A 23910-nucleotide genomic window follows, 5' to 3' on the forward strand; every position below is an offset into this window, starting at 1 on the left:
TTTATAGAAAGGATATATATAAAATGGAAGAAAAGAAGAACTTATTAACCTATGAAGGACTCAAGGCTTACGAGGATGAGCTCCATGACCTCAAGGTTGTAAAGAGAGCAGAGGTTGCTGAGAGAATCAAGGAAGCTCGTGAGCAGGGAGATCTTTCAGAGAACGCTGAGTACGATGCAGCCAAGGATGAGCAGCGTGACATCGAGGCTCGTATCGAGGAGCTTGAGAAGATCCTCAAGAATGCAGAAGTTGTAGTTGATGAGGATGTTGATCTCGGTAAGGTCAGCGTTGGTGCCAAGGTAAAGCTTCTTGACATCGAGGCAGGTGAAGAGGTGCAGTACAGCATCGTTGGTTCATCAGAGGCTAACAGCCTTAAGGGCAAGATCAGTAACGAATCACCTGTAGGTAAGGCTCTTATCGGAGCTAAGGTTGGCGAGGAAGTTACCGTTGAGACACAGATGGGTGACTTCAAGTACAAGGTTCTTGAGATCGTTCGTAAATAAGAAATAACAGATACTTAAGAGCGGGGGTGATTTTTTTACCCCCATTACTTTTTTATAGGAAAGAGGAGAAAAAGTGGCAGAGAATCAGAATCAGCAAAAGAATCAGCAGAAGACAGAAGACATTAACCAGCTCAAGAAGGTTCGCCGTGAGAAGCTTGCAAACCTTCAGGCAGAGGGCAAGGATCCTTTTCAGATTGTAAAGTATGATCAGACACATCACGCACAGGAGATCAGAGACAACTTCGAGACATTAGAGGTTGTTCCCGAGACAGACGCAGAGGGTAAGCAGATCACTCCTGAGCTTTCAGAGATCCCCGCAGAGAAGGTTGTATCTCTTGCAGGTCGTATGATGAGCAAGCGTGTAATGGGTAAGGCATCTTTTGCTAACCTTCAGGATAAGTCAGGACGCATGCAGCTTTATGTTTCAAGAAATGATCTTGGAGAAGAGAGCTACGCTGCATTCAAGAAGATGGATATCGGTGATATCATAGGTGTTAAGGGATTCGCATTCAGAACCAAGACAGGCGAGATTTCTGTTCATGTTAAGGAGCTGACACTTTTATCAAAGTCACTTCAGCCTCTTCCGGAGAAGTTCCATGGACTTACAGATACAGAGATCCGTTTTAGACAGAGATACGTAGACCTTATCATGAACGAAGAGGTTAAGGATACATTCATCAAGAGATCTCAGATAATCCAGGAGATCCGTAACTTCCTGTCAGCAAGAGACTTCATGGAAGTTGAGACACCAATGCTGGTTGAGAATGCAGGCGGTGCTGCAGCAAGACCTTTCCTTACTCATTACAATGCACTTGATGAGGAGAGAAAGCTTCGTATCTCACTTGAGCTCTACCTTAAGAGACTTATCGTTGGTGGTCTTGAGAGAGTATACGAGATCGGCCGCGTATTCAGAAATGAAGGTACAGATACAAGACACAACCCTGAGTTCACACTTATGGAGCTGTATCAGGCATATACAGATTATGAAGGAATGATGGAGCTCACAGAGAGCATGTTCCGTTACCTCGCTGAAAAGGTATGCGGTACAACACAGGTTCCTTATGGTGATCACATCATCGACCTTGGCAAGCCTTTCGAGCGTCTTACAATGAATGACGCCATCAAGAAGTACGCAGGCGTTGACTTCGACGCTGTTAAGACAGATGAGGAAGCTAAAGCAATCGCTAAGGAGCACCACGTTGAGTTTGAGGATCGTCACACCAAGGGCGACATCATCAACCTCTTCTTCGAGGAGTTCTGCGAGGAGAAGCTGATCCAGCCTACATTCATCATGGATCATCCTATCGCAATCTCACCTCTTACAAAGAAGAAGCCCTCAGATCCTGAGAAGGTTGAGCGTTTCGAGCTCTTCATCAACACATGGGAGATGTGCAACGCTTACTCAGAGCTTAACGATCCCATCGATCAGAGAGAGCGTTTCGCAGCTCAGGATGCCAATGCGGCAGCAGGCGATGACGAAGCAGAGCATACAGATGAGGACTTCCTTAACGCACTTGAGATCGGTATGCCGCCCACTGGTGGTATTGGCTACGGTATCGACAGATTGTGTATGCTTCTCACGAACAGTGCTAACATAAGAGAAGTTTTGCTCTTCCCGACGCTAAAATCAAGCAAATGACACACAGCTTCGCGTATTTACCACGTTTCTCCGTGGAGAACCCGCTGAATCCAAAAATGCATTGGATTTACAACGATTCCATTGGACATCATAGTATGTCAGTGGATGAGTACGTACAGATTGCCAGCATGAAACAGGGCTTCCATGGATGAATATGTAGACATAAAAAAGTCCGAAAAATGGTCCAAAAACGACTTGAACGGGATAAAGATTTTGAGAAAAGTCTTTATCCCGGGGCAAATGTCTCGAGGAATAAGCGGTTCATATCTTTTTGAATCCAAAGAAGCTTAATTCTAATCCACATTTCTCTCTATCAAAAAGAAGAAATGTGGTTTTTTTATTTCTAAAAATCTCAATTCTTTTTTCTTAAATCACATCCTGTAACACCAAAAAACGGAGGTTACAGATGAATCGTTCAAAATCCCCACCGCCAGTTGATCTGGAAAAGTATCTGGAAGGTAAGAAACATCGCTACTGCACCTACGCCCAGGGAGCGAGGCTCTATGCGATGGCTTACTGGTCATTTGTGAATATCTGCAAGGAGGCCAAGGCAAATATAAAACTACGAAAGACTGCCCTTGTAGATCTGGATGTTCTTGATGAATACATCGAGAAAAACTGCATATTGGATTTGAAAAGAGAGGACGAAGATATGGCAAGAAGAAAACTGGTTGATAACATCGAAGAGTTGGTTAAGGAACCAGTACTTTCCTGCTTACTACTCTCAGACACAGATTGAGAAAATTCTTCTGGACTTCTGTGCGGAGTGGAAAAGAACTCACGAAAGCGAGGGCGACTGATTATGATGGACTACTTCTATAATACCCAGGCTGATCAATTTGCTTCTGTACAGATTCCCAAGGAGATTCTGACGGGGAAGGATTTCTCTTCCCTGTCGGCTTCAGCCAAGATGCTGTACGCAGTTCTTCTTGATAAAATGCGTGAAGCAAAAAGGCATAACTGGTACGACGAAGAAAACCGAGTTTATGTCATCTATCCGCTCAGTAGGCTGGAGGAAGATATTTCTTTTTCCAGGCACACTATCATCGACTGTATGAATGAGCTTGAAGAGTTTGGCCTTATCTATAAGCTTCAGGCCAAGGGCAAACCAAGCAAAATCTACGTCAAGAATTTCAATAGAAGGCGCGTGTTTCAGTTGATAGGGTAGTGCAGAAATTGCACCACTTAAATCCACCGAGCGTCGCACTAACTCACTGAAGGGAGGAAAAAGGATTGAGCGAAAAAATCGTATTTGACTATTTCAAGGGTCAAGAATCCGAGATGCTGTCCTTTTACAGAATACCAAAGCTGTTGTTCACAAACGCTTATTTTAAGGAGCTTGACGTGTCTGCCAAGGTTCTTTACGGACTTATGCTGGATAGAATGTCGTTATCCCTCAAAAATAAGTGGTTTGATGAGCAGCAGAGGGCTTTTATCTACTTTGCACAGCAGGAAGCTTCAGAAATGCTGGGCTTTGGGGACGATAAGATCCGTGTGCTCTTCAATAAACTTGAAGAATTCGGGCTTATTGAGCGCAAGAAGCAGGGCCAGGGGAAGCCTACAATCATCTACCTCAAGAAGTTCATTTCTGAAGGTATGGTGGAAGTTCAGACTACGGAAAAATCGGGTTCTGAATCTGAAGCTGATGTTTCAGACCCCGGAAATATCGGGGTCAAGACCACGGAAATATCGGAGTCAAGACCCCGTGAAATTCGGGTTCTAGACCACGGAAAATCCGACCCTAATTATAATAATACAAGTAATACTAATTTAATTACTATTACTAATCATATCTCTTCGATGAAGACAGATCTGAATGATGAGTATAATGTCTATGCTGAGATCATCAGGGAAAATCTGGCTGTTGATACCATGCTTGAGCGTTTCCCTCAGGACGCAGAGATCATCGAGGGCATATATGACCTTGTGCTGGAAACAGTCCTTTGCCAGAAGCCGAGCATATGGATCTCAAAGAATGAGTATCCTACAAACCTTGTTAAGTCTAAGTTTCTTAAGCTCAATAACATGCATCTTGAGTATGTCATGGGCTGCATGAAAGAGAATACTACAAAGGTTCGTAACATCAAAAACTATTTGCTGGCAGCGCTGTTTAATGCACCGTCCACGATGAGCAGTTACTTTCAATCCGAGCTTAGCCATGACATGGCAAGCGGCGTCGTATAGAACCATGTTGACATATCCGCGCAACACTCATATACTCAAAGTGTAATGATGAATGCGTAACACTCATAGGAGGAAGTGATATGCCAAGGATCAATCTGTCAATCAACGAAGATCTGTACAATCAGATTCAGAAGGCTGCAGATAAACAGAAGGTAACTGTTAACAGCCTCATCCTGGAAGCGCTGGAAGAGAAATACAGCACAAAGGTGAGGTACGATTACACCACTGCGCTTAAGCTCATGATCTCAGAGTCACGGAAGATGGATCCGGAGTTTACACTCTCTGATCTTCCGACTTTCAAGGACGTTGACCAGGTTCTAATCGAGAATCATATCAATGAGTCACCTGCCTCGGTAAGAGCCAGACTTGGCAAGATGTATAACGAAGCAGTCAAGAAAGGTGTCGTCAAAGGCATAGAAAGGGCTGTTGTCATGAAGAACGGTGTGGAGCAATTGAAGTTCCTTTGCCGTGCAGCAGTGTACAGCAATAAACTAAGTAAGGCGGCTTCCAAGAAGTAGCCTGTTTCTAAATCATAGGGGGTTAAGATGGTAGGAATATTACTTGATATTGTATTGACACTTGTAATTGCCATTGTTGCCGTTGTATTCTTTGGAGTATTCAGGGCAATGCCTTTTTTCACAGGGCTTATAGCCTCGTTTGTGTTACAGTTCCAGTATCCGGCACTGAAAGACATAATACCCGGCGAGACAAGAGCAAGCACAATTGCATTGATAGCCATAGTTGAACTCATTATTCTTGTGCTGACAGTAAATGAACAGACCGGAGGACCAATGGTAAAGTTCTCCTGTGCTATGTTTGTTGGACTGATAATGGCACTTGTGCATAACAGCTATGAATGCGCAACCTGGCAGAAAGCTCTTTTTGTCACTATTATTTATCTGATCATCATGGGTATAATCGTAGCATCAAACCTGGATTCGTTCGGGATTGAATGTGATGGAGATAGAAATCTTTTGGCCAGTATAATTGTTTCAATCATGTATGCTGTGTCATTGGGATTCACATTACTCGTCATTCTCAGCACAATCTGGGGCAAATATGTGAAAATGCACTTCTCCGAAGGTTTTTATACATCCTACGATAAGGTGGGAATGGTGGTCGTGATTGCTGCAATGGTTGTGACTGCTATAGTAAGTGTGGTAAGAGATAGATTAGAACTGGCATGAATAGGAGGGGCTATATGGATAGGAGACCTACACATCCAGGCAAGAGAATAATACCATACGCTTGTACAGTTCTGTTAGTAGCGCTGATGACACTATTTGCAGAAACTTTAAATGAGAAGGAGATTATATTTCCTGAGATAACAGCATTAGCAGTTGGATATATGGTGGCAAAAAATAGAAGCTGGAAGGTTAATGGAAAGCGTATGCTTTCACTGATAACAGGCTGTGCGATAATAGGAGTGTGCATTGTAAGATTTGTTCCGTTTGATACGTATATCGAAGTGATTTTGGCATTCACAATCGCTCAGGTAATCTTTATGTTTTCAGGAACCACGTTTGCACCATTTGTCTCAGCAATAGTGCTCCCGGTGATGATGCATACTACAAGTATAGTGTATCCTATAGCTGCATTTGTACTGACATTACTTGTAATATTGTTTCATAAACTTTTTCTATTTCAGGGAATCCGAGCAGATGAGGAATATGTTCCTGTGATGCTGAATTCCAGGGACGATATGGTAGATACTTCCATTAGAATCCTTTGTGTGACAGTAATAGCCGGTGTTGCATTCAGAACGGGTTATAGATTTGTTGTGGCACCTCCGTTACTTGTGGCATTTACTGAGTTTTCCAGGCCAAGGAACAAAACAAGAAATATGCCAGTCAAAACGGTGGCAGTGATAACTGTGTGTGCCATAATTGGTGTGATTTCAAGATATTTCTTTGCTATTTGGATAGGGCTTCCTATTACGATTTCAGCAATTGTTGCTACAAGTGGTATGCTTATCGTTATTCATTTTACTAAGATGTATATGCCACCGATTGGCGCTATTACCATGCTGAGCATGATAATATCTGAAAGCGTACTAATCACATATCCGATTCAGATTTTTGTAGGAAGTAGCTTGATTCTTTTTCTGTCCCGGATGATTTTCATGAGACGGCAGGATAACAAGCTTTATGAAAAAGAACATGAACTTCATGCAGAATGAGTTATAGGTTGTATTTCCTCACATATTGCACGGATCTCTTCACTGAAAACAGTATCTTTGGGCCAGATGAAGGTAAAATCATGTTTTACCCTAAAGTCGTCAAGGGGGATTGTTTTCAGATATCCGGACTGCAGTCCTGATGCAACCGCTGCTTTATATAAAAAGGTGATGCCACAATCTTTTTCAATAAGGCTTATTATGGCATGCATGTTCTCCACCTGGGTAAAATTCCTAAAATCACTTGTGGAGTAATTGTTCAGGGCAAGAGCTCTTTCCAATATATTGCGCGTTCCTGAACCGGGTTCTCTTATAAGAATTCGCTCGGGAAAGAGATCTTTTATCACGCGTGGCTTCTGATTGAAAGAGTGCTTTGCCGAACAGACAGGAACGAACTCTTCTTTGCTAAAAAGCAGCGTTTCATAATCATTTTCAGGGAAATATCCTTCTACAAGTGCAAAATCTATAACACCGTCGGAGAGTTTTTTAAGAAGCTCCGATGTGTTGCCAAATGTAATCATAAGATTAGTATCCGGGTGATTTTTTATGTAATCACTGATCGGATCAGCAATTATGTATTCTCCTATGGTCATGGTGACACCAAAAGAGATGTCTTTTAAGCCATGGTTATTCTTTGAAAGTATTTCTTTGAGACTTTCATCATCATTTTTTATCTGATTCATTTTTTTATACAGGAGTTTTCCGTTATCAGTTAGAAAAAGTTTTTTTCCATCCTGAGTAAACAGCTTTGTCCCGTATTCATTTTCAAGATGATGTATGTGCTGAGAAACAGCGGGCTGAGTAATATTCAGCTCCTTAGACGCCTTGGTGAAATTGAGGTGCCTGCAAACACATAGAAAGGTATCTATCCTGAAATCCAGCATAATCAGTCCTCCCTAACGATAAGAAATGTTTATGGATATATAATAATATATAATTTTATCTTTTTCAAAAGACAGAATAGAATAAGACCTGCGAAAGAACAGATTAAAAAGAGAGAGAGGTCTTGAGATGGATTTTTTGAAAAAGAATTACATGGGAGTAATAGTATGCTTCACTATTGCAGTTCCTTCATGGCTCCTGGGAAAGCGCTTCCCTGTCGTTGGCGGAGCGGTGATTGCAATCATTCTGGGCATGATAATAGCCCTGTTCTGGAATGACAAGGGGAAGGCGGCTGATGGAATAAAGTTTACATCAAAGATAATTCTGCAGGAGGCTGTTGTCCTCCTTGGATTTGGTATGAATCTTTCGGTCGTTCTTCAGACCGGGAAACAGTCACTTCCTATAATTATCTGCACGATTTCAACATCGCTTATCCTATCATGGATTCTTCATAAGGTTATGAATATCAAAGGAAACACAGCTACTCTTATCGGAGTTGGCTCATCAATATGCGGCGGCTCAGCAATTGCAGCTACGGCTCCTGTCATTGATGCGGATGATGATGAAGTGGCACAGGCAATTTCTGTGATATTTTTCTTTAACGTGCTGGCAGCACTTCTTTTTCCTTCGCTGGGAAAGCTTATAGGTTTTGATATCACAACAGGAGAGGCTTTCGGTATTTTTGCGGGAACTGCAGTTAATGATACTTCTTCCGTCACCGCAGCTGCATCAACCTGGGATAGTATGTGGAACCTGGGGAGTCAGACTCTTGATAAGGCAGTTACGGTCAAGCTTACAAGAACACTGGCTATCATACCTATTACACTGGTACTTGCGTATCTGAGGGCAAGGGAAGCAAAAAAGGATGGAAGTTCGACAAATGGCTTTAGCTTTAGAAGAGCATTTCCGATGTTCATAGTCTTCTTTGTGATTGCTTCAATTATCACAACTATTTGCTTGAGAGCAGGTGTCCCTTCTTATGTTTTTAAGCCACTTAAGGAACTTAGCAAGTTCTTTATAATAATGGCCATGGCTGCTATTGGCTTGAACAGTAACATAATCAAACTAATTAAATCAGGTGGGAAGCCGATTTTGCTTGGCGGCTGTTGCTGGATCGGAATAACAGTTGTCAGCCTTTTGATGCAGCATGTAATGGGAATATGGTAAAAGAAAAATAGGCGTTGACAAATACTCCCCCCCTAGTATATATTGCAAATGGTAGGGGGGACTATTTTGTCGTCCCGTATTTATTGTCAAATTATGAACCAAAAAGACTATGAAATTTTTGGATGGACCTAAGGAATCCACCGCAAGCGGTACCACCCTTAGGTCGAAGAATGGAGGATACTCGAATGAAACTTGAAGAAATATTAAAGATGGTTGATCACACACTGCTTGCTCAGGGAAGCACATGGGATGAGATAAAAGAGATATGCGACGATGGTATGAAGTACCATACGGCTTCCGTATGCATTCCTCCATATTATGTGAAGAAAGCCCGTGAGTATATGGGCCCTGATATGCCTATAACAACAGTAATCGGATTCCCGAATGGAAATACAACAACTGCATCCAAGGTTTTTGAGACAAAGGATGCGCTTGCAAACGGAGCAACAGAGATCGACATTGTTATAAACATAGGGGAGCTGAAAGCTAAGAATTATAAGTTTGTTCTTGATGAGATCAATGAACTCAAAGAAGCCTGTGGCGACCATACCATGAAGGTTATCATTGAGTGCTGCCTTCTTACAGAAGAGGAGAAGATCAAGATGTGTGAGATTGTTACGCAGTCAAAGGCAGACTATATCAAGACTTCAACAGGTTTCTCAACAGGCGGTGCAACCTTTGAAGATATAGAACTCTTTGCAAAACACTGTGGTCCAAATATCAAGATCAAGGCATCAGGCGGTATTGCATCAATTGAAGATGCTGAGAAATTTATTGAACTTGGAGCACACAGACTTGGCACAAGCAGGCTGGTAAAGATTGCTAAAAGTATGTGATTTAGAAAAACTATAAAACACTGGAAATGGAATAATCAGTACATATGGACAGAAATAATATTTTGACTGAGTTTAAAAAATATACGGATCAATATAATCCGGAAGATGTGAAAGTAAAGCTGAAGATAGATCATACGTATCGCGTAGCTGATTTATGCGAAATAATCGCCAGAAGCCTTCTGCTTCCGGAGGAGGACTGCGAATTCGCGTGGCTGTCAGGAATACTTCATGATATAGGCCGTTTTGAGCAGCTTAGAAGGTATCATACATTTCAGGATCGAATATCAGTTAATCACGCGGAACTGTCTGCAGACCTGCTATTTAAGGACGAACAGCTGATAGACAGGTTTGATCCGGATAGAAAGATGGACAGAGAAATGATGGAAAAAGTCATCCGTTACCACAATGTATATATTCTTCCTGATGGTCAGACGGACAGGGAGCGGATGTTCTGTGAAATTTTGCGTGATGCAGATAAGATTGACATTATACGTGTTAATTGCGAGACACCGCGAACAGAGATTTACGATCTGCCGGAAAAAGCCTTTACGGATTCGTACATAACTGATGAAGTTTATGAAGACATTATGGGATCCGGAAATATAGACAGAACATACTCGAAAACCGGAATCGATTATATCCTTGGGCATATTTCTTTTGTATATGGACTTGTATTCCCTGAGAGTATCAGGCAGGTCAAAAGTCAGGGATATATATACAGACTGCTCGGATTTAAGAGCAATAATCCGGATACAGTTAAAAAGATGCAGTTTATAAGGGAAAAGATAATTAACTACTTGGAATGCGCTTAAACAATAGTTGTAAAGAGAAATAGAGAGGTGAAGAAATGGCTTCTAATATCATTATCATTGCTATACTTGTTGTTATCCTGCTTGTTGCGCTAAGAGGTTCTATAAAACACTTTAAAGGCGAAGGTGGATGCTGTGGCGGAGGCAGTTCCAGTGTAAAAGAACCGGATAAAAAGCTTTCAGGAACTGTAATCAAAACTAAGGTGTTCATGATTGACGGGATGCACTGTGAAAACTGCACCAATCGTGTTAAGCGTGCTATCAACAGAATTGATGGCGTATCTGCAAAACTGAACCTCAAAAAGAAGCAAGCTGTTGTGAAGTACGAAAAAGAGGTAGAGGATGACACCTTGATAAAGGAGATAGAAGATCTTGGCTATAAGGTTGTTTCTGTACAATAAATAGCCGGGATATGATACTATTAGTCAACATATGAATAATAGGGAGATTACTTATGGCACATAAAAAGACAGTCAGAACAGCAGCACAGAAAAAGGCTCTGACCAACCGGTTGAAACGTCTGGAAGGGCAGATGCGTGGCCTGGAAAAAATGATCGAGGATGACGTATATTGCAACGACATCCTTCAACAGTCCATGTCTGCAGCCTCAGCAATAGACGGCTTTAATCAGGAACTTCTTGGATATCACCTGAAAGGATGCGTTACGGACGGCATAAAAAATGACGATGAAGAAATCGTGGACGAATTATTGAAGACGATCCGTAAACTCATGAAATAAAAGAATTACATTCATGAGTAACTATTCCGCGATAATAAAATATGTAGGAGAAATATGCAGACATCTGAGAGTTTTCGATTAAGTGCATTATTATCCTTTTCAGGAGGATTACAGGATGCGTATACATATAATATGAGGGATAAAGTCTTTGCCAATGCACAGACCGGCAATGTTGTTTTAATGAGTCAGAACCTGATGCAGGGTAATTTTATGCAGGGGTTACACTATATGTGTCCGCTTTTTTCGTTTGCTGCTGGGATTTTTATAGCAGAGAGAATTGAAAACGAGTATAAATGTGCTGAAAAAATCCACTGGAGACAGATTATCATAATAATTGAAATGATTGCGCTTAGCATTGTCGGACTTCTCCCCATGGATATGAATATGATAGCAAATATGATTGTGTCATTTTCATGTGCCATGCAGGTGCAAACATTTAGAAAAGTACATGGATATGGATATGCAAGTACCATGTGCATTGGAAATCTGAGAAGTGGAACAGAGAGCCTTTCTAAATACCTTAGAGACAAAAACAAACAATCTTTGTACAAATCATTTCACTTCTTTGGAATCATTCTGATATTTGCTATAGGAGCAGGATTTGGCGGAGTAATATCCGGAATCATTGGGATAAAAACCATATGGATTTCGGTAGTCATACTGCTTATAGTTATCAATATGATGGTAAAAGAATGAGGAGCCGACGGGACAGGCGAAGATCACACCGGGATTCAATCTTTAGAGCAGGCGGAGGTAATGAGTCTTGCATCTCCAATGTTCTTCAACAACATTAGTGGCCCATTACAATCAGCAATAAGTAGAATTTACGCAATGGGTAAGCCGGAAAAACTTAAAAAGTGCGCCATGCTTCTAAGTAGCAGAATCGATGGGATTTATGAAGGTATTATGGAAATCCATAAAATCACAACAAAAATCATGGGGGTAGAAGATATCGGGGTGATTACTTCTGTTGGAGAGCAAAATTCTATTCTCGAAAGAAGAAAAGAAATGATTGAACATGGTTTTGTGTCTGAAAAGTTAAATGTAGGTGTAATAAAGGAAAAACTTGATGAAATTAGGGAGTTTGGTAGAAGACTATAGCAGATGGAACACGTTATCAGATTCAGGTTTTTCGAGATGAATGATAGAACATAAAATCCGAAGTTATGATATGTGTGCTTGACAAAAATACTCCTATATCGTAGTATAAAACTACGATATAGGAGTATTTAATTATGAAGACAAATGGTGGATTTCTTGTTACAAAAATAAAACAGCTGGGTGATCGTATATTTGAAAGGATACTGGCAGAAAAAAACATTGATGCATTTAACGGAGCTCAGGGAAGGATTCTTTATGTCTTATGGCAGGAAGATGGTGTTCCTATTAAAATTATTTCCGAGAAAAGCGGACTTGCAATTACTTCACTTACGACCATGCTTGAGCGGATGGAAAAAAACGGACTGATAAGCCGCAAAACTGATGAAGCTGATAAGAGAAAAACTCTTCTGTTCCTCACAGATAAAGCCAAAGAACTTAAAGAAGCTTATGACTCCGTATCCAATGAGATGGGGAGTATTTATTATCGTGATTTTACGGATAAAGAGATTCTTCAGTTTGAAGAGTATCTTAACCGCATCAGGGTAAACCTTGAGGAATGGAGTGACAAATGAGTATCTGTATTAAAGATCAGATTCAGAACATGAATCTTGTTATAGGGTGCACTGTTGGATGTCCGTACTGCTATGCCAGAAACAATACGAGGCGTTATCACATCATAGATGATTTTGAAAAGCCACAGTTTTTTCAAGGAAAGCTTCGTATGATGGAAAAGAAAAAGCCGCAGAATTTTCTGCTGACCGGCATGAGCGATCTCTCGGGCTGGCATGAGGAATGGAGAGAGGAAGTCTTTAAAAAGATAGCAGAGAATCCTCAGCACCAGTTTCTTTTTCTTACCAAACGACCGGATCTTCTGTCTTTTGAAACAGATCTTGATAATGCATGGTTTGGCGTTACAGTTACGAGAAAGTCTGAGTTATGGCGTATTGATGCACTGCGGAGCAATGTGAAGGCAAAAAAATATCATGTTACCTTTGAGCCTTTGTTCGATGATCCGGGTAAGGTTGATCTTACAGGTATTGACTGGATTGTGGTGGGAACCATGACAGGTGCAAAGAGCAGGACTGTTAAAACAGATCCCGGGTGGGCTTATTCATTGACAGAACAGGCTCATGAACTGAACATTCCTGTATTCTGGAAAGAAGATCTTGTTCCGATTATGGGAGAAGAAATGATACAGGAAATGCCGGATGCTTTTAACAAAGTGCTGGAGGAACAGAGAATATGGAACAACCAGAAATCAAAGTAAATCATATAGAAACAAAAAGTGTAATGACAAAATCGAATACTCCTATTGGAGGATATTCGGTGAATCCCTATGTGGGGTGTCCCCATGCCTGTAAATACTGCTACGCATCTTTTATGAAACGCTTTACAGGGCATACGGAGGAATGGGGAACCTTCATGGATGTGAAAGACTGGCCTGAAATAAAGAATCCAAAGAAGTATGCCGGCCAGAAGGTGATCATTGGAACAGTTACGGATGGTTATAATCCGCTAGAGGAAACATATAAAAATACAAGAAGACTTCTGGAAGAACTAAAGGACAGTGGTGCGGACATACTTATCTGCACAAAGTCAGACCTTGTACTAAGAGATCTGGATCTGCTAAAAGATATCAATGAACATAGCAGACTTACAGTATCATGGTCAATCAATACTCTCGATGAAGAGTTTAAAGATGATATGGATGCGGCAGTAAGCATAGAAAGAAGGCTTGCTGCAATGAAAGAGGTATATGCGGCAGGCATTCGTACAATTTGCTTCATTTCACCCGTGTTCCCGGGGATTACGGATATAGAAGCAATCATAGACAGGACAAAAGATCAGTGTGACCTTGTATGGCTTGAGAATCTGAATCTTCGCGGAGGTTTTAAGGCAGATATCATGAAATACATTTCCGATAAACATCCGGATCTGGTGCCGCTGTATGACGAAATCTATAATAAAAAGAACCGCAGCTATTTTGAAGCGCTGGAAAAGAAAGCAGAAGAGCTGGCTAAAAAGTATGATTGCAGGTTTGTTGATAATGAAACTCCGTATGAGAGAGTAGAGAAAGGACATCCAACAATCGTAGATTACTTTTACCACGAAGAAGTAAGAGGAACTGCCAATAGTGGAAAGAGAAATGTAATACATAATCCTTGATGGAAGAATAAACCGGAATTTAAAGATTCGATAGCATTACAATAAATACCATTTTGCATTTGGTAAATTATTGGATTGAAGGTAAGGACAAGTAATATGGCTTTTCGTAGGACCCTTAGTGATCTTATTCGGCTGTATGCTGATGAGATTGCTGATATGGATGTAGATATTTGCCAGTATGATAAAAGATATGATGTGTGGGGATGCTTTTAGCATTGCTTGTTAAAACTGAAATTAAACGGCCCGTTTTCTTAATAGAAAGCGGACCTTTTTATTTTAGTACATTATCAGTTCTACAGTCGATTAACTTAAGCAGGAGAATTAGCTTTTTCATCTGAGGCATATATAGCCTTCAATATTATAGGTGTCAGAATTGAGCTTAATATTATCAACAGGATTACTGCGGTAAAGTATCTGCTGTCAACGATACCAGCTTTTAAACCTCTTTGAGCTACGATAAGTGCAACTTCGCCTCTGGTCATCATACCAACACCAATCTTTAACGAGTCAGAGGTGTTGTACTTAAGGAGCTTTGCAACGATGCCACAGCCTACAACCTTTCCGAGGAGTCCAACTACAACAAATGCTGCCGAGAATGCAAGGATTGTCATGTCAACAGACCTTAGGTTTGTCTGAAGTCCTACACTTGCAAAGAATACGGGGCCGAATAACATATATGAATTTATGTCCATCTTTCTGTCTATATACTCGGAGTTGTCCAGAGAGCTGAGAATAATACCTGCAACATAGGCGCCGGTGATATCAGCTACTCCAAAGTACTTATCGGCAACATAAGACATCGCAAAGGCAAGTGCCAGTCCCATGATCGGGATTCTTCTGGTATGAGGCCATTTTGCTTCTGCTTTTGACATTATCTTAAATATGATCATTCCCACTACAACCGAAAGTGCAAAGAAGGCTACGGTCTTTAAGCAAACAGCTGCAAGATTGGCATTTGGATCTTTCAGACCAAGAACAGCTGTAAGAACCACGATTCCTATTACGTCATCGATGATTGCGGCGCTCATGATTGTTGTTCCCACTTCTGTGGAAATCTTTCCAAGTTCCTTTAGAACCTGAACTGTTATGCTCACGGAAGTAGCTGTAAGAATAGTTCCTATAAAGAGTGCTTTTATGAACTCGGTTGATCCGGGAGCTGCAAAGCCATAGAAGGCCATGTACAGGAGCGTTCCAAGAACAAGCGGAACTCCAACACCTGTGCATGCAAGGATTGTTGCCTTCAGGCCGGATTTTTTGAGTTTGTCGATATCTGTTTCCAGTCCGGCGCTGAACATCAGAAGAATCACACCGATTTCGGCCATGCCCGACAGGAAATCACTGGGATTAACAAGATTAAGCAGTGTTGGACCTATGAGAAGACCTGCGATGATCTCACCGGCAACCTGTGGCGCATGAAGTCTTCTGGCTATCAGTCCGAATAACTTTGCCATGACGATTATGATAAAAAGATCTCTGAGTATCTGAATTGTATCCATATATATACCTCCTTGTTAATAACGCTAAGAAATGAGTATGATGCTTTTTCGTCTCAAAATCAAGTTAAAAAACTATAACCAACGTAGTAATAACCCCCCAGGGGGCTTGTGGAGTGGATTTCACAATGCTATCCTTTCCATTGTGTGAGGTAATTTAAGCACAGTGGAGGATACTATATTATGAAGAAAAAATTTCTAGCAGCACTTCTTGCTGCAACCATGACATTATCAATGGCAGCCTGTGGTTCCGGTGCAGGAACTCAGACAACAGAAACTCAGACAACAGAATCTGAGGCATCTGCTGATACACAGGCGACAACATCTGATGATCAGACAGCTGACGCAAGTCAGGCTACAGCTACAGGTGAAAAGATTCTTCACACTGCAGCATCTTTTGCTTATCCAAGTCTTGATGTACATAAGGAGTACTACGGATGGTACACATCAATTTATGGTGTTTCAGAAGCACTGTTTAAGCTCGACGAGACCATGAGTGCTGTTCCATGCCTTGCTAATGATGCAGTTTCTGATGGCACCACATGGACTATTACACTTAATGATGGAGTTCAGTTCTCAAATGGGAACCCTCTGACAGCTGATATGGTCATCAGAAACCTTCAGCGTCTTGCTGCAGAGAACAGTAGATTTGCTTATCTTGGCGATTTTGAAATGACTGCTACAGATGACAAGACAATCGTTATCGATACAAAGGAAGTTTATCCAACTCTTAAGAACGATCTGGCAAGCCCTGAGTGCGGAATGATAGATCTTGATTCAACAACAGATTTTGACAATGCGCCTGTATGCACAGGCCCGTTTGTTGTAAAAGAGTTTATACCTGAGGGTGATGTTACGGTTGTAAAGAATGAGAACTACTGGGGCGGTGATGTCAAGCTCGACGGCGCTGTATTCTACTACATGCAGGAGGATGATCCCAAGCTCCTTGCTATGCAGAGCGGCGAGATCGACTGCTACAACAGCGTTTCATCAGCAGCTCTTGAGGTTTATAACCAGAGCCCTGATCTGTACGATGTAGTTTCAATTCCAGGTGCACGTCTTCAGTACTACATTCTCAATGAGAATACACTTGATGATTCTGTGAGAGAAGCAATCAATCTCACTGTTGATAAGGACAAGATCGCAGAGTACCTTTCTGGTACAGTATCTGCAGCAGTTGGACCATTCTCAACATCAGCTGCTTATGGCAAGGTAAATGTTCCTGCAGTAGATACTGCCAAGGCAAAAGAGCTTTTGGAGGCCGATGGTTATACACTTGGAGCTGACGGCATCTACGAGAAGGATGGTAATAAGCTCAGCATCAGCATTGCATACTATGCAGCAAGATCTCTTGATACTCTTGCAATTCTGATCCAGGAACAGCTTAAGGCTGTTGGTATTGATTCAACACTTAGAGTTGAGGAAGATCCGGATGCTACTTACATTGCAAACGCTGACTTTGATCTTGCTCTTTACTGCATGATCGCTGATAAGTCAGGTGATCCTCTTTACTTCATCGACTCAACTCTTGCAGACGGAGCTTACTACAATGTAGGTGGATTTGAGAGTGCTGAATGCCAGAGCATGATTGAGCAGCTCAGAATTGAGACAGATACTGCAAAGAGAGCAGAGCTTGCCAACAAGATCGTTCAGATTGCTATAGATGACAATGCATTTGGATATGTTGGACTTTTCAATAACACTACAGTTCTTCGTAAGGGCGTAAGCGGATTTGCTGAGTATGTTCCTTTCGATTTCTATGGAGTAGACGCAGAGACTGACATTAATGGCTAAACAAATACTTAAAAGGATCCTGGGACTTGCCCTGATACTTTTAGTGCTGAGCTTTCTTGTGTTTGGCATAATGTATCTGGCTCCCGGTGACCCTGCGGAAAAGAGACTCACCTCCCAGGGTGTGGTGGTCACAAAAGAAATACTGCAAGCGGAGCGGGAGAGGCTTGGCCTCCTCCGCCCCTTTATCGTTAGATATGCAGACTGGCTAAGAAACGTTCTTAGGGGAGATTTTGGCGTTTCCTTTAAGGATGATCTTCCGGTCGCGCCAAAACTGATAAAAGGGCTTAAGAACACATGTGGACTGGCTTTAACCAGTCTGCTTTTGGCGCTTATAATCTCTTTTCCACTGGGGATATGGTCAGCGGTTAAAAAAGGAAAATTGGTAGACCATATTGTTAGGCTCTTTTCATTTATAGGTAATTCTCTTCCGAATTTCCTGATATCAGTACTTTTGATGTATCTGTTTTGCATACATATCAAGGTCTTTCCCGTAATTGCAGATGGAAGCATCAAAGGACTTATGCTCCCTGCACTTTCTCTGGCGATACCCATGGCAGGAAGGTTTACAAGACAGGTTAGGAGTGAACTCCTGGATCAGCTTGGAGAAGAGTATGTTGTGGGAATGAAGTCCAGAAAGGTAAAGGGCAGATTTATTCTTATCAACAATGTCCTTAGAAACAGCCTTGGACACATACTTACAATAATCGGCCTTCAGATCGGAACCCTGATGGGAGGCAGTGTTGTTATTGAGAATATATTCAGATGGCCGGGTATCGGCAAACTTGTGATGGATTCCATAACAGCCAGGGACTACCCTGTGATCATGGGCTTTGTGCTTATTATGGGAACAATCTATGTTGTTATAAATCTGATAGTTGATATTACCTACAGGCTTTTGGATCCGAGGTCTTTTTAATGAACCATAAACGTAAAAAGATTAACAGAATAAAAGTAATAATATCAGCAGGTGTTGCACTGCTTTTGGTGCTTATAGCTCTTTTCGCAAGTGTTATTGCACCTAATGATCCATATGCAACAAGCGCATCAGCCATAAGGTCAGCTCCGTCCGGGGAATTTCTGTTTGGAACAGATAACCTGGGAAGATGCGTGTTTTCAAGAGTTTTATATGGAGCAAGGACAACTATAGCAGCTACATTTATACTGGTTGCGATTTCTTTCATCCTGGGAAGCATTATTGGAATCCTTAGCGGATATTATGGCGGAATATTGGATGAAATTATGATGAGGATTGCCGACATTATGCTGGCATTTCCTCAGATGGTAGTAGCCATCGCGGTTGCGGGCATTCTTGGAGGAGGACTTTCAAGTGCCATGATCGCGCTGGGAATAACTATGTGGACCGGGTTTGCCAGACTTGCACGGAGTCATACTTTTGCCATAAAGAATTGCCCCTACGTGCAAGCTGCAAAACTGGCGGGAAAGAGTGGGCCGGCTATAATGATGGCCCACATACTTCCCAATATAATAGCACCACTTCTTACAAATGCCCTTACACAGATAGGAACCACCATGATAGGTATCTCGGGCCTGTCTTTTTTGGGGCTTGGAGTTGTGCCACCCACTGCTGAGTGGGGGTCAATGATCAATGAGTCCAGGGCATATATACAGATAGCACCTTGGGCTGTGCTGTATCCGGCAATTGCTACCATAGTCACCATCATAGTATTTAACTATCTTGGGGACTGCGTCATGGAATATAGAGATGAGGATTAAGCATGGATACAATACTTAGGATAAACAATCTCTCTGCCGGCTATGGCGATGAGAGTGTTATAAATGATATCTCTTTTGAAGTGGAAGCAGGTAAAAGAGTCTGTATCGTCGGCGAGAGCGGAAGCGGTAAATCTACGCTTCTTAAGGCTATTCATGGCTTTGGAGGCGTGACTAAAACATGCGGAAGTATAGAGACTCCAGAAGACATTTTACTTGGCATTGTGCCTCAGAATCCCGGCGGATCTTTTAATCCCATAAGGACTTACAAGGCACAGATAATGGAGGCGCTAAAAAGTAATAACATCGACTTTAAAATAGATGAAGTTGAGAAGACACTCCAAATTCTGGGACTTAATGATGCTAAAAGAGCGCTTGCATCAAGGCCTTATGAGCTGTCAGGAGGCATGAACCAGCGTATGGCCATTGCCACAACAATGCTCTTGGAGCCGGGGATTTTATTATGCGATGAAGTTACAAGCGCACTGGATGTTAAAACAGCAGGGATGGTTGTGGAGCAGCTTCTTGAGATCAACAAACTAAAGGGTACTACTATTTTGATGGTTACCCACCATTTGGGTATCGCATCTAAAATGGCTGATTACATTGGAATCATGAAAAGTGGCAGGATGCTTGAGTATGGCCCTGCAAAAGAGATCCTGGAGAATCCACAAAACGAGTACACAAAGAATCTCTTGAAGGCCGTACCAAGACTGAAGGTGAGCTGATATGCCGGATTCAGATATAATTTTAGAAGGAAAAAATCTAAATAAAAGCTACGTTGATAAAGGCAAAAAATTACAGGCCTTAAAGGATGTGAGTTTCTTCCTGAAAAATGGAGAGATCCTTGGAATCGTAGGCGAGAGCGGAAGCGGAAAGAGTACTCTTCTTCGTCACGTCAGCTGTCTGGAAAAGCCTGATAGTGGAAATCTTTATTATAAGGGAACAGAGTATACAGGTAAGTCGCCGGCCTTTGCCGGAACTTTTCTGCAGATGATATTTCAGGATGCCCAGATGTCTTTTGACCCAAGAATGAAGATGAAAAAAGCCGTTGTGGAAGCTACAAAGGGCTGTGGCCATGAAAAACTGTCACGAATCCTTGAGGCTGTTGGGCTTGATGAGAGTCTTTTGGAGAAAAAGGCAGGAAGCATGTCCGGAGGACAGTGCCAGCGAATGTCAATTGCAAGGGCACTGTGTTCTGATGCAGGGATTCTTTTGTGCGACGAGGCAACAAGTGCTCTGGATGTTACAACTCAGGCCCAGGTAGTAGCTCTTTTGCAGCAGCTGAGGGAAAAAGAAGGGGTGTCGATCATATTTGTCTCCCACGACATTGCTCTGGTGAGCATGCTGTGCGACAGGATAATGGTAATGAAAAACGGCGAGTGTGTGGAAGAGGGTGAGACCGGCAGAGTCCTTGGGAATCCACAACATGAGTATACAAAAGAACTACTCGATAATCTGATCGAATAACTTAGTATTAGAAAGATAATTGGGGTATACGTAGTAATATGACTAAACTTATGCAGATTCCTTTTGAGGAGGAAGCTGAAGATATCAAAGATAAAGTTGTGACCTATTGGTCAAAGAGAGCTGAGAGCTTTAGTGAGCACAAGCACGAGGAGATCCACAGCAGGAAAAAACAGCTGTGGCAGGCGGAGTTTTTAAGACACTTTTCAGCTGATGATAAGCTGTCTGTTCTGGATGTTGGATGCGGAGCCGGTTTTTTTGAAATGGTGTTGTCGGATTTCGGGTTTGAGGTGACGGGCGTGGATCTTACGCCTGAGATGATAGAGAAGGGAAAAGAGCTGCTTTCACGCCATGGAGCAAAGGCGCGCCTTATGGTTATGGACGCCGAGAAGCTGGATTTTGACGATAGCTCTTTTGATCTGGTGATAAATAGAAATCTTGTATGGACACTTCCGCATCCGGTGGAAGCCTACATGGAGTGGCACAGAGTGTTAAAGCCGGGAGGAATGCTGCTTGTGTATGATGCGGAGTATGCAAAGGGATTTCATCACTATGATCAGATGCAGAACCTTGCCCACAAAAATGTGACCGACGCCATGGTAGAGGAGTGCCATGATATTTACCACATGTTATCTATCAGCACTTTGGATAGACCGGAGTGGGACAAAGCTGCGCTTGAAAAAATCGGTTATGAAAATATAGTTACTGATCTTGGGGCAGGAGATAGACTCTATAGCGAGAAAGACCAGTTTTATATGCCTGACAGGATGTTTCTGGTAAAGGCTCAGAAAGCAATAGTCTAATAATATGAATGGAGTTTGAGATGAGAAGAGGAATTGATACTACAGATATGATGGTATATGGCCACGAAGCCTGGATAATCACTGATAAGAGTGTATATGAGCCGGGGGAAGAAGTCTGCGGAATAATGAGATGGGGACATCACATGAGACCTGACGGATTCTTTCGCCTTGATGAGATAAGAGCCTTTGCCACAGATGAAAAAGGCAACAGAATATCAATAACACCGGTAAAGGGCCCGGGCGATGAGCAGGGAGACTACTATGAGCTTCGCTTTACGCCAGTTTCTGAGGGCATTTACACCCTTATGTGTATCTATGACAACAATTATGTAAGAGATGAAAAAGACGTGTATTATGAGGGCGACAGAAGGACATATCCTGATATTCTTGATGCCAAGAACTATCCTCAGATATATGTGACAAACATAACTGTTGGAGATAAGAAGGGGACTCCCGAATTTATCCATGAGTCCAGAGTAAGCTTCGTTCCCGATCCTTGGGAAGCAGACACCGATGTGCTTCATTTAAAGCTTATTCACGACAAATTCCCGCTTAAGGGATCCACGGTAGTTGTTGTGTTCTATGATGGAAAAGAGTATTTTGAGAGAATCCTGAACACAGATGAGGAAGGCAGGATATTCTTCTCAGTGGAGAAAAAGGGTGTGTATATGGCCGTTACAAGAACTCCGCTGGTGGAAGGAATTCCCGGAATCTATGACAGCAAAGAGATAGCTTCAACATTCACATACGTTAAAAGGTAATACAAAAACAGGATGCGTTTAACATGCATCCTGTTTTTGTATTACTCCGTAGGTCACCATGGGACCATTCTTTATTATGCTAAGAGATGAGCACTGGTGGATCAGAACTCCGTCAGTATCGGCAATGGCTGTGTGAAGGGGCCTTCCAAAGTAATCCCTTATCTCACCAAATTTATCACCTTTTGAGAATCTGTCTCCCACCTTTTTCTCAGGATACCAGCAGCCGGTGAATGGGGCGTCATCACTGAATTCTCTGAGTTCTGTCTTGGGATATGTCTTGTACTCTCCTTCAATAAGACCAAGGAATTTCAAAATGTTCAGCACATCCTCTTTGTCTGCCTGTACCTCATCCTTTGGAAGCAGGCTTAACTGACCGCGCTCTATGAGAACACTGGGGATTCCGGCCATGGATGCTGTGTTGTAGGCGCCTTCGGTGGTACAGGTACTCTTTACGCAGTAGGAGGCGTTGACGCAGTCTACCATCTTTTTTGCAATATCGCTGGCAGGAGAAGCTCCCACGTAGTATGCGTAGGGGATAAGAGTCTCATATCCATCTCCGCTATGCAGGTCAATGTAAGCATCAGCGTTTTTAATAAAAACATCAAACAGAAGGCTTGCCAGGCGATCCGCGGCTGAACCATCCTTGTCTCCCGGGAAGACCCTGTTGAGATTCTTGCCATCCTCATAAACAAGGGACATGGTTCTGTTTTCAAAACCTGACCTGTTGGCTAAGGGGATGATGATAAGATTTCCTGAAAGGTCTTTGGGAGAAATCTCATTAGAGAGCTCAATAGCTGCCTGAATGCCGACATATTCTGCGTTATGAATGCCGGCTGTGACAAGAACGGTTTTGCCCGGCTTTTCTCCGCAGATGATGATGTGGGGAATGTGTATCTCAGTTCCGCCGACATGTATATGATCTTTTATCGTCTTGCCGGAGGTAAGTTCGTGTCCGGCTATATTTATTTTCTCCATAGTTTTTAAACCTCACTTCAGAGCCAAGGTTATCATGTTAGGACCGGGACTTTCAAGCCCCCTAGGGGGTTACATAGCTCCCGCGTACACAAAAAACCATAAACATCAGTACCATATCTAATGAACCTCAGCCTTAGGACGATTGCTAAGTGCTGAGGTTTTTTTGTAGGAATTCGGTGTCAAAATTTAAAAATTTTGGCTCCGGTTTTCTGGTGTAGTAAAAATGCGGCATAGGGCAGTGTCAGATATACGTGTCATTAAGAAATAGCGCATACTCTGGAATTGCTTAAGAAAAAATCTTATAATCAAAGTTGCAGCTATGACAGTATCCTAAGCCTGCGTGAAGTGGGTCTTGATTATTTGCCGGATGATATAAAGAGGCCTGTTTCAGAAGACAAGATGCAGGAGTTAGTAATCCCACTCGACTATGTGAATGCAGAGTGGCTGCCTAGGGAGGTTCAAGATACCGCTGTAATCAGAAAGCAAGAAGAATCTTAGTATAGAATAACTTTCAGGATAATGAAATAAGCAAATCGGGATTAGTGGAGTAGAACATGGATAAAAAAAGGGCTTTGTCTGGCGCCATAACATTTATAACCCTGATGGGAATCGTAAGTCTGTTTTCGGACATGACTCATGAAGGCGCCAGAAGCATATTGGGCGAATATCTGAACCTCGCAGGGG

The 23910-nt window shown here is 42.2% G+C and carries 28 protein-coding genes; 25 read left to right on the top strand and 3 right to left on the bottom strand.

The features are described from left to right. Nucleotides 1–23 precede the first annotated feature (23 nt). From greA to G630_RS0115375, 8 genes are all read left to right on the top strand, one after another. Nucleotides 24–503 carry a transcription elongation factor GreA gene (greA, locus tag G630_RS0115335; RefSeq protein ID WP_026499091.1) on the top strand — a complete coding sequence of 160 codons (480 nt, stop codon included), beginning with the start codon at nt 24–26 and terminating at the stop codon, nt 501–503. Nucleotides 504–576: 73 nt separating this feature from the next. After that, nucleotides 577–2142 carry a lysine--tRNA ligase gene (lysS, locus tag G630_RS0115340; RefSeq protein WP_026499092.1) on the top strand — a complete coding sequence of 522 codons (1566 nt, stop codon included), beginning with the start codon at nt 577–579 and terminating at the stop codon, nt 2140–2142. A gap of 406 nt (nt 2143–2548) precedes the next feature. Continuing rightward, nucleotides 2549–2881 carry a DUF6462 family protein gene (locus tag G630_RS25465; RefSeq protein ID WP_242829944.1) on the top strand — a complete coding sequence of 111 codons (333 nt, stop codon included), beginning with the start codon at nt 2549–2551 and terminating at the stop codon, nt 2879–2881. 63 nt (nt 2882–2944) lie between these two features. Further along, nucleotides 2945–3310 carry a replication initiator protein A gene (locus G630_RS0115355; protein ID WP_026499093.1) on the top strand — a complete coding sequence of 122 codons (366 nt, stop codon included), beginning with the start codon at nt 2945–2947 and terminating at the stop codon, nt 3308–3310. A 65-nt stretch (nt 3311–3375) separates the two neighbouring features. Continuing rightward, nucleotides 3376–4326, top strand: coding sequence for a DUF6017 domain-containing protein (locus tag G630_RS0115360; RefSeq protein ID WP_026499094.1), 951 nt, complete (start codon nt 3376–3378; stop codon nt 4324–4326). A gap of 80 nt (nt 4327–4406) precedes the next feature. Beyond that, nucleotides 4407–4844, top strand: a complete 438-nt coding sequence (locus tag G630_RS0115365) for a hypothetical protein (RefSeq protein WP_022770056.1) — start codon at nt 4407–4409, stop codon at nt 4842–4844. 27 nt (nt 4845–4871) lie between these two features. Continuing rightward, complete coding sequence (locus G630_RS0115370) at nt 4872–5513, top strand: hypothetical protein (protein ID WP_022770055.1); 642 nt, start codon at nt 4872–4874, stop codon at nt 5511–5513. Nucleotides 5514–5527: 14 nt separating this feature from the next. Continuing rightward, entirely contained in the window at nt 5528–6505 is a 978-nt protein-coding gene (locus tag G630_RS0115375) for an HPP family protein (RefSeq protein ID WP_026499095.1), read from the top strand. Here the strand turns inward: G630_RS0115375 and G630_RS0115380 are convergent. Continuing rightward, on the bottom strand, nt 6493–7386 hold the full coding sequence (locus G630_RS0115380) for a LysR family transcriptional regulator (protein ID WP_026499096.1): 894 nt from the start codon (nt 7384–7386) through the stop codon (nt 6493–6495). The two genes, G630_RS0115375 and G630_RS0115380, sit on opposite strands and share 13 nt — an antisense overlap. Nucleotides 7387–7513: 127 nt before the next feature. Here G630_RS0115380 and G630_RS0115385 point away from each other — a divergent pair, with 127 nt between their 5' ends. The 10 genes from G630_RS0115385 to G630_RS0115430 all read left to right on the top strand — a co-directional run bounded on the left by G630_RS0115385 (nt 7514) and on the right by G630_RS0115430 (nt 14202). Further along, the gene (locus G630_RS0115385) at nt 7514–8551 is read left to right on the top strand and encodes a YeiH family protein (protein WP_026496659.1); all 1038 of its coding nucleotides are present in this window, start codon (nt 7514–7516) and stop codon (nt 8549–8551) included. 185 nt (nt 8552–8736) lie between these two features. Beyond that, nucleotides 8737–9387: a deoxyribose-phosphate aldolase gene (gene deoC, locus G630_RS0115390; protein ID WP_022762004.1), complete on the top strand. Its 651-nt coding sequence runs from the start codon at nt 8737–8739 to the stop codon at nt 9385–9387. A gap of 44 nt (nt 9388–9431) precedes the next feature. Further along, nucleotides 9432–10199 carry an HD domain-containing protein gene (locus G630_RS0115395; RefSeq protein ID WP_022762005.1) on the top strand — a complete coding sequence of 256 codons (768 nt, stop codon included), beginning with the start codon at nt 9432–9434 and terminating at the stop codon, nt 10197–10199. A gap of 35 nt (nt 10200–10234) precedes the next feature. Next, nucleotides 10235–10597, top strand: a complete 363-nt coding sequence (locus G630_RS0115400) for a heavy-metal-associated domain-containing protein (protein ID WP_022762006.1) — start codon at nt 10235–10237, stop codon at nt 10595–10597. Between the two features lie 53 nt (nt 10598–10650). Then, nucleotides 10651–10935, top strand: coding sequence for a metal-sensing transcriptional repressor (locus G630_RS0115405; protein ID WP_044959503.1), 285 nt, complete (start codon nt 10651–10653; stop codon nt 10933–10935). A gap of 54 nt (nt 10936–10989) precedes the next feature. Continuing rightward, nucleotides 10990–11631: a YoaK family protein gene (locus tag G630_RS0115410; RefSeq protein ID WP_022762008.1), complete on the top strand. Its 642-nt coding sequence runs from the start codon at nt 10990–10992 to the stop codon at nt 11629–11631. Nucleotides 11632–11691: 60 nt separating this feature from the next. Next, entirely contained in the window at nt 11692–12036 is a 345-nt protein-coding gene (locus G630_RS22220; RefSeq protein WP_022762009.1) for a hypothetical protein, read from the top strand. Nucleotides 12037–12170: 134 nt separating this feature from the next. Beyond that, nucleotides 12171–12608 (top strand): radical SAM mobile pair system MarR family transcriptional regulator, encoded by a 438-nt coding sequence (locus G630_RS0115420; protein WP_022762010.1) that lies wholly within the window; start codon nt 12171–12173, stop codon nt 12606–12608. Next, the gene (locus G630_RS0115425) at nt 12605–13303 is read left to right on the top strand and encodes a radical SAM mobile pair protein A (RefSeq protein WP_022762011.1); all 699 of its coding nucleotides are present in this window, start codon (nt 12605–12607) and stop codon (nt 13301–13303) included. Before G630_RS0115420 ends, G630_RS0115425 begins: the two co-directional genes overlap by 4 nt. Beyond that, nucleotides 13279–14202 carry a radical SAM mobile pair protein B gene (locus G630_RS0115430; RefSeq protein WP_022762012.1) on the top strand — a complete coding sequence of 308 codons (924 nt, stop codon included), beginning with the start codon at nt 13279–13281 and terminating at the stop codon, nt 14200–14202. The genes G630_RS0115425 and G630_RS0115430 overlap by 25 nt, the downstream gene beginning before the upstream one ends. 308 nt (nt 14203–14510) lie before the next feature. Here G630_RS0115430 and G630_RS0115440 read toward each other — a convergent pair whose 3' ends face one another. Continuing rightward, entirely contained in the window at nt 14511–15698 is a 1188-nt protein-coding gene (locus G630_RS0115440; protein WP_026499099.1) for a cation:proton antiporter, read from the bottom strand. Nucleotides 15699–15878: 180 nt separating this feature from the next. Between G630_RS0115440 and G630_RS0115445 the strand changes: the two genes are divergently transcribed. The 7 genes from G630_RS0115445 to G630_RS0115475 are packed head-to-tail and all read left to right on the top strand — an operon-like array spanning nt 15879 to nt 22251. Continuing rightward, a complete protein-coding gene (locus G630_RS0115445; RefSeq protein ID WP_026499100.1) occupies nt 15879–17489 on the top strand; it encodes an ABC transporter substrate-binding protein in 1611 nt (536 codons plus the stop codon). Beyond that, nucleotides 17482–18405: an ABC transporter permease gene (locus G630_RS0115450; RefSeq protein ID WP_026499101.1), complete on the top strand. Its 924-nt coding sequence runs from the start codon at nt 17482–17484 to the stop codon at nt 18403–18405. Before G630_RS0115445 ends, G630_RS0115450 begins: the two co-directional genes overlap by 8 nt. After that, the gene (locus G630_RS0115455; RefSeq protein WP_022779912.1) at nt 18405–19223 is read left to right on the top strand and encodes an ABC transporter permease; all 819 of its coding nucleotides are present in this window, start codon (nt 18405–18407) and stop codon (nt 19221–19223) included. Before G630_RS0115450 ends, G630_RS0115455 begins: the two co-directional genes overlap by 1 nt. A gap of 2 nt (nt 19224–19225) precedes the next feature. Beyond that, nucleotides 19226–19948, top strand: coding sequence for an ATP-binding cassette domain-containing protein (locus G630_RS0115460; RefSeq protein ID WP_026499102.1), 723 nt, complete (start codon nt 19226–19228; stop codon nt 19946–19948). 1 nt (nt 19949) lies between these two features. Beyond that, nucleotides 19950–20690 carry an ABC transporter ATP-binding protein gene (locus G630_RS0115465; protein ID WP_022762019.1) on the top strand — a complete coding sequence of 247 codons (741 nt, stop codon included), beginning with the start codon at nt 19950–19952 and terminating at the stop codon, nt 20688–20690. 38 nt (nt 20691–20728) lie between these two features. Then, complete coding sequence (locus G630_RS0115470) at nt 20729–21490, top strand: class I SAM-dependent methyltransferase (protein WP_022762020.1); 762 nt, start codon at nt 20729–20731, stop codon at nt 21488–21490. A 20-nt stretch (nt 21491–21510) separates the two neighbouring features. Next, nucleotides 21511–22251, top strand: a complete 741-nt coding sequence (locus G630_RS0115475; RefSeq protein ID WP_026499104.1) for a DUF4198 domain-containing protein — start codon at nt 21511–21513, stop codon at nt 22249–22251. A gap of 18 nt (nt 22252–22269) precedes the next feature. Here the strand turns inward: G630_RS0115475 and G630_RS0115480 are convergent, their stop codons facing one another. Continuing rightward, a complete protein-coding gene (locus G630_RS0115480) occupies nt 22270–23226 on the bottom strand; it encodes a succinylglutamate desuccinylase/aspartoacylase family protein (RefSeq protein ID WP_022762022.1) in 957 nt (318 codons plus the stop codon). Between the last annotated feature and the right edge of the window lie 684 nt (nt 23227–23910).

This window comes from Butyrivibrio sp. WCD2001 (genome assembly GCF_000424485.1).
Classification (GTDB): Bacteria; Bacillota; Clostridia; order Lachnospirales; family Lachnospiraceae; genus Butyrivibrio.

What these genes read in the sequence shown, in the direction of transcription:
- greA (WP_026499091.1), top strand. Translation starts at nt 24, where the DNA reads ATGGAAGAAAAGAAGAACTTATTAACCTATGAAGGACTCAAGGCTTAC.
- G630_RS25465 (WP_242829944.1), top strand. Translation starts at nt 2,549, where the DNA reads ATGAATCGTTCAAAATCCCCACCGCCAGTTGATCTGGAAAAGTATCTG.
- G630_RS0115355 (WP_026499093.1), top strand. Translation starts at nt 2,945, where the DNA reads ATGATGGACTACTTCTATAATACCCAGGCTGATCAATTTGCTTCTGTA.
- G630_RS0115365 (WP_022770056.1), top strand. Translation starts at nt 4,407, where the DNA reads ATGCCAAGGATCAATCTGTCAATCAACGAAGATCTGTACAATCAGATT.
- G630_RS0115370 (WP_022770055.1), top strand. Translation starts at nt 4,872, where the DNA reads ATGGTAGGAATATTACTTGATATTGTATTGACACTTGTAATTGCCATT.
- G630_RS0115375 (WP_026499095.1), top strand. Translation starts at nt 5,528, where the DNA reads ATGGATAGGAGACCTACACATCCAGGCAAGAGAATAATACCATACGCT.
- G630_RS0115380 (WP_026499096.1), bottom strand. Translation starts at nt 7,386, where the DNA reads ATGCTGGATTTCAGGATAGATACCTTTCTATGTGTTTGCAGGCACCTC.
- G630_RS0115385 (WP_026496659.1), top strand. Translation starts at nt 7,514, where the DNA reads ATGGATTTTTTGAAAAAGAATTACATGGGAGTAATAGTATGCTTCACT.
- deoC (WP_022762004.1), top strand. Translation starts at nt 8,737, where the DNA reads ATGAAACTTGAAGAAATATTAAAGATGGTTGATCACACACTGCTTGCT.
- G630_RS0115395 (WP_022762005.1), top strand. Translation starts at nt 9,432, where the DNA reads ATGGACAGAAATAATATTTTGACTGAGTTTAAAAAATATACGGATCAA.
- G630_RS0115400 (WP_022762006.1), top strand. Translation starts at nt 10,235, where the DNA reads ATGGCTTCTAATATCATTATCATTGCTATACTTGTTGTTATCCTGCTT.
- G630_RS0115405 (WP_044959503.1), top strand. Translation starts at nt 10,651, where the DNA reads ATGGCACATAAAAAGACAGTCAGAACAGCAGCACAGAAAAAGGCTCTG.
- G630_RS0115410 (WP_022762008.1), top strand. Translation starts at nt 10,990, where the DNA reads ATGCAGACATCTGAGAGTTTTCGATTAAGTGCATTATTATCCTTTTCA.
- G630_RS22220 (WP_022762009.1), top strand. Translation starts at nt 11,692, where the DNA reads ATGAGTCTTGCATCTCCAATGTTCTTCAACAACATTAGTGGCCCATTA.
- G630_RS0115420 (WP_022762010.1), top strand. Translation starts at nt 12,171, where the DNA reads ATGAAGACAAATGGTGGATTTCTTGTTACAAAAATAAAACAGCTGGGT.
- G630_RS0115425 (WP_022762011.1), top strand. Translation starts at nt 12,605, where the DNA reads ATGAGTATCTGTATTAAAGATCAGATTCAGAACATGAATCTTGTTATA.
- G630_RS0115430 (WP_022762012.1), top strand. Translation starts at nt 13,279, where the DNA reads ATGGAACAACCAGAAATCAAAGTAAATCATATAGAAACAAAAAGTGTA.
- G630_RS0115440 (WP_026499099.1), bottom strand. Translation starts at nt 15,698, where the DNA reads ATGGATACAATTCAGATACTCAGAGATCTTTTTATCATAATCGTCATG.
- G630_RS0115445 (WP_026499100.1), top strand. Translation starts at nt 15,879, where the DNA reads ATGAAGAAAAAATTTCTAGCAGCACTTCTTGCTGCAACCATGACATTA.
- G630_RS0115450 (WP_026499101.1), top strand. Translation starts at nt 17,482, where the DNA reads ATGGCTAAACAAATACTTAAAAGGATCCTGGGACTTGCCCTGATACTT.
- G630_RS0115455 (WP_022779912.1), top strand. Translation starts at nt 18,405, where the DNA reads ATGAACCATAAACGTAAAAAGATTAACAGAATAAAAGTAATAATATCA.
- G630_RS0115460 (WP_026499102.1), top strand. Translation starts at nt 19,226, where the DNA reads ATGGATACAATACTTAGGATAAACAATCTCTCTGCCGGCTATGGCGAT.
- G630_RS0115465 (WP_022762019.1), top strand. Translation starts at nt 19,950, where the DNA reads ATGCCGGATTCAGATATAATTTTAGAAGGAAAAAATCTAAATAAAAGC.
- G630_RS0115470 (WP_022762020.1), top strand. Translation starts at nt 20,729, where the DNA reads ATGACTAAACTTATGCAGATTCCTTTTGAGGAGGAAGCTGAAGATATC.
- G630_RS0115475 (WP_026499104.1), top strand. Translation starts at nt 21,511, where the DNA reads ATGAGAAGAGGAATTGATACTACAGATATGATGGTATATGGCCACGAA.
- G630_RS0115480 (WP_022762022.1), bottom strand. Translation starts at nt 23,226, where the DNA reads ATGGAGAAAATAAATATAGCCGGACACGAACTTACCTCCGGCAAGACG.